The 4,136-nt window shown below is 72.5% G+C and carries 4 protein-coding genes and 1 pseudogene; 2 read left to right on the top strand and 3 right to left on the bottom strand.

Annotated features, from left to right (window positions below):
• Positions 1 to 498, top strand: a pseudogene (locus tag JHD21_RS21150) (glycosyltransferase 87 family protein); the annotation flags it as partial.
• On the opposite strand, the gene fahA reads toward JHD21_RS21150, so the two are convergent.
• Entirely contained in the window at positions 420 to 1,568 is a 1,149-nt protein-coding gene (fahA, locus tag JHD21_RS21155) for a fumarylacetoacetase (RefSeq protein ID WP_292679446.1), read from the bottom strand. The pseudogene JHD21_RS21150 and the gene fahA sit on opposite strands and share 79 nt — an antisense overlap.
• A complete protein-coding gene (locus JHD21_RS21160) occupies positions 1,565 to 2,389 on the bottom strand; it encodes a hypothetical protein (RefSeq protein WP_292679448.1) in 825 nt (274 codons plus the stop codon). The genes fahA and JHD21_RS21160 overlap by 4 nt, the downstream gene beginning before the upstream one ends.
• Before the next feature lie 19 nt (positions 2,390 to 2,408).
• On the opposite strand from JHD21_RS21160, the gene JHD21_RS21165 reads away from it, so the two are divergent.
• The gene (locus JHD21_RS21165; protein ID WP_292679449.1) at positions 2,409 to 3,578 is read left to right on the top strand and encodes a homogentisate 1,2-dioxygenase domain-containing protein; all 1,170 of its coding nucleotides are present in this window, start codon (positions 2,409 to 2,411) and stop codon (positions 3,576 to 3,578) included.
• Here JHD21_RS21165 and JHD21_RS21170 read toward each other — a convergent pair.
• Entirely contained in the window at positions 3,575 to 4,030 is a 456-nt protein-coding gene (locus JHD21_RS21170) for a GNAT family N-acetyltransferase (protein ID WP_292679451.1), read from the bottom strand. The two genes, JHD21_RS21165 and JHD21_RS21170, sit on opposite strands and share 4 nt — an antisense overlap.
• Positions 4,031 to 4,136 lie beyond the last annotated feature (106 nt).

The following is a 4,136-nucleotide window of genomic DNA, read 5'->3' on the forward strand; positions in this document are numbered from 1 at the left end:
GAGTACGTCCGCAACCAGTCGGTCAACGGGGTGCTCACGCGGCTGCTCGGCGAGGAGCCGTCGACCGCGCTGTGGGTCGCCGTGGCGGCGCCGCTCGCCGCCGCCGTGCTGCTCCTCGCGGCCGCGGTGTGGCGACGCGGCGACCGCGACGTCGCGGTCCTTCTGGCGGCCGGCTCGATGCTTCTTGCCTCTCCCATCTCGTGGGACCACCACTGGGTGTGGACGGCGCCGGCGGTGCTCGTGCTGGCCCGACGGGGCCATCCGGTGCTCGCGGGGGCGTGGGCCCTGCTGCTGGTCGTGGGCTGCCGGTTCCTGGCTCCCGCAGGTGAAGGCCGCGAGCTGTCATGGACGTGGTGGCAGCACCTCCTCGGCAACGGGTACGTGTGGGCGCTGGTGGCGACGGTCCTGGCGGTCGCCGTTCAGCTCCGTGCCGGCTCGACCCGCCCGGCCACCTCGCCGAGCGTCAGCCGCCCACTGGCGACCGAGGGCGCCGAGTAGCGCAGCACGACCACGTCGCCGTCGCGCAGGAACGTGTGGCCGTCCGCGCCGAACGGCTCGGCGCCACCCCACGACAGCTCGAGGAACGAGCCGCGCTGGCCGGGCTCGGGGCCGCTGATCGTGCCGGAGGCGAACAGGTCACCGGTGCGGAGCGAGGCACCGTTGACGGTCAGGTGGGCGAGCATCTGGGCGGGCGACCAGTACATGGTCCGGTACGGCGGGCGGCTGACCACCTCGCCGTTGAGCTCGATCTCGACGTCGATGTCGAGCCCCTTCGTCGCTCCGGGCCCGAGGTAGGGGAGCGGCTCGGGGTCCTGGGCGGGCAGGTCGACCCACGCGGCGTCCAGGGCGGCGAGGGGGGTGACCCACGGGGAGATCGAAGTGGCGAACGACTTGCCGAGGAACGGCCCGAGCGGGACGTACTCCCAGGCCTGGATGTCGCGGGCCGACCAGTCGTTGAGGCCCGTGACGCCGAAGACGTGGTCGGCCAGGCCGGTGACCGGCACCGGGACGCCCGGCGGCGACGGCGTACCGACGACGAAGCCGAGCTCGGCCTCGATGTCGAGGCGCTGGCTCGGGCCGAACGTCGGTGCGGGGTCGTCCGGCGCCTTGCGCTGGCCGGACGGCCGCGTGACCGGGGTGCCCGACACGACGACCGTGCCCGCCCGGCCGTGGTAGCCGATCGGCAGGTGCCGCCAGTTGGGGGTCAGCGCGTCGCCGTCGGGCCGGAACATCCTGCCGACGTTGGTGGCGTGGTCGAGGGAGGCGTAGAAGTCCACGTAGTCGGCGACCTCGACCGGCAGGTGCAGCGTGACGTCGTCGAGCGGGACGGTGTGCCCGCCGTCCTCGGCGAGGGCGCGCACCTCGTCCCGGGTCTGCCGCCAGACCTCGGCGCCGAGCGCCAGGAACGCGTTGAGCGAGGGCGTGTCGAACTCCGGCCGCCCGGTCGCCGCGAACAGGTCGAGGACCCAGTCCCCGGCCTCGTCCTCGTAGCGCACGCCGACCCGGCGCGGGCCCCCGGAGACCGAGAAGACGCCGTACGGCAGGTGGTCGAGCCCGAAGCCGGTCACTGGGCGTACCCCAGGGCCCGCAGGTCGGCCAGTGGTTCGGCGACCGAGCACGACCCGAAGGAGCGGAACCAGCGCCGGGCGGCGTTGCCGCTCTCGTACTCGAAGGCCTGCGTGAGCATCCCCGCGTCGCGCGACTCCAGCACCTGCACCACCTCCGCGTTGCCGGCGCCGGCGAACGCCCGGGCCGTCGCGACGAGGACGTTGAGGAAGCCGTGGTGCTCGAACCCGTCGTCGCCGGTGTGCCGGATCGCGCGGTGCAGGCCGGCCGTGCACTTGAACTGCGTCTCCCGGTCGAGCGCCGCGTCGATCCACCCGGCGAGGACCTCGGCGGACGGGAACGCCGACGCGTCGAGCCCGCCGGTGCGGAACTTCAGCCGCAGCCCGGCCTCCGCGGCGATGTCGGCGGCGCGCAGCCACCCGTGGTCCGTCGGGGTCTGCGGCAGCTCGACGAAGACCGGCCACTCCGTCTCGAGCTCGTCGGTCGCCGCCACGATCCGGCGGACGTTGCCCGCGGGGTCGTCGAGGTCCCGGACCGCGATCTCCATGCCGGCGATGGCGACGTTCTCGCGCCGGACCCACCCGGACGGGCCGGCCAGCTGACCCGCGCCCCCGGTGCAGACGACCGACACCGGTGCGACGGCCAGCGGGTCAGTCAGCCGGGGCAGGTCGGTGTCGCGGAGCACGAAGCTCCCGACCAGCTCGGCGCCGTCCTCGTCCGAGCGGGAGTCGTAGGCGTCCACCGCCTCGTCGAACGGCACGTCACCGGGCGGGAAGATGGCTGCGTCGTCGACCAGTCCGGCCCACGCGTCGTCGAGTGGCACGGGTCTAACGTATCGAGGCATGGCGTACTACAGAGCCGTAGGCGACGTCCCCCCGAAGCGGCACACCCAGCACCGGGACCCCGAGGGCAACCTCTACCGCGAGGAGCTCATGGGCGAGGAGGGTTTCTCCTCCGACTCCTCGCTCCTCTACCACCGCGGCGTGCCGTCCGCGATCGTCGCGAGCGAGGTGTGGGAGCTCCCCGACCAGACCCGCACCCCCAACCATCCGCTCAAGCCGCGCCATCTCAAGCTGCACGACCTGGAGACCGGCACCGACGCGGTCACCGACCGACGGCTGGTGCTCGGCAACAACGACGTCCGGATCGGCTACGTCGTGACCGGCGCGGATCCCTCGCCCTACTACCGCAACGCGATCGGTGACGAGTGCGTCTACGTCGAGAGCGGCTCCGGAGCCGTCGAGACCGTCTTCGGCCTGCTGAGCTACCGCACCGGTGACTACGTCGTCATCCCGCGCGCCACCACGCACCGATGGGTCCCGTGGGAGCGGAGCCGCCTCTACCCGATCGAGGCCAACAGCCACGTGGCGCCGCCGAGGCGCTACCTGTCCCGCTACGGGCAGCTGCTCGAGCACGCGCCGTACTGCGAGCGCGACCTGCACGGCCCGGACGCGCCGCTCCTGGTCGACGGCGAGGACGTCGAGGTGCTGGTCAAGCACCGGACGAGCGCCGGTGTCGTCGGCACCCGGATGACCTACGCGACCCACCCCTTCGACGTCGTCGGGTGGGACGGCTGCCTCTACCCCTACACCTTCAACATCGACGACTACATGCCGATCACCGGCAAGATCCACCAGCCGCCGCCGGTCCACCAGGTCTTCGAGGGCCACAACTTCGTGGTCTGCAACTTCCTGCCGCGCAAGGTCGACTACCACGAGCTCGCGATCCCGGTGCCCTACTACCACTCGAACGTCGACAGCGACGAGGTCATGTTCTACGTCGGTGGCGACTACGAGGCGCGCAAGGGGTCCGGCATCGGCCTGGGCTCGATCTCGTTGCACCCCGGCGGTCACGCGCACGGCCCGCAGCCCTCCGCCATCGAGGCGTCGCTGGGTGTGGACTACTTCGAGGAGTCGGCGGTCATGGTCGACACGTTCGCCCCGCTCGACCTGGGGGAGGGCGGTCTGGCGGTCGAGGACCCGGCGTATGCGTGGTCGTGGGCCGGCCCCTAGGCGCGGCGTGACATGCAGACCGACGTCGCGCTGTCGACGTACGGCCCGAACCTGGGCACGACCTCGAACCCGTGCCGGGCGTAGAACCGCATCGCGGCGTGCTGCTTGTCGCCGGTCTCCAGCCGCACCGTCGTCGCCCCTCGCTCCCGTGCGTGCTGCAGCAGCGCCTCGATCAAGGCGTCCGCGACGCCCTGGCCACGACGGGCCGGGTCCACGTAGAACCGCTTGAGCTCGGCGAACCCGCCGCCCTGGATCTCGACGCCGCCGATGCCCACGAGCGTGCCGTCGAGCGAGGCGCCGACCAGGTGGACGCCGGAGGCCTCGAGCTGGTCGAGGGAGTAGCCGAACGTCTCCTCGTCGGTGTAGCCGCTGTCGGCGAGCTCGACGGTCAGCGCGTCGATGAGCGCGGCGACCGCGGGCTCGCGCGTGGTGACGGGGGCGAGGTCGAGCACGGCGAGACAATAGCGATCCGTATCGTGGCGGCATGCGCTCCTGGCCCGCCGTGCTCGCCGCCGCCGCTCTCACCGTGTCCCTGTCCGCCTGCTCCGACGACGACCC

Source organism: Nocardioides sp. (genome assembly GCF_016462705.1).
Classification (GTDB): Bacteria; Actinomycetota; Actinomycetes; order Propionibacteriales; family Nocardioidaceae; genus Nocardioides.

Bases quoted from the DNA above. Each gene is read 5' to 3' on its own strand.
- JHD21_RS21165 (WP_292679449.1), top strand. From the start codon at position 2,409: ATGGCGTACTACAGAGCCGTAGGCGACGTCCCCCCGAAGCGGCACACC.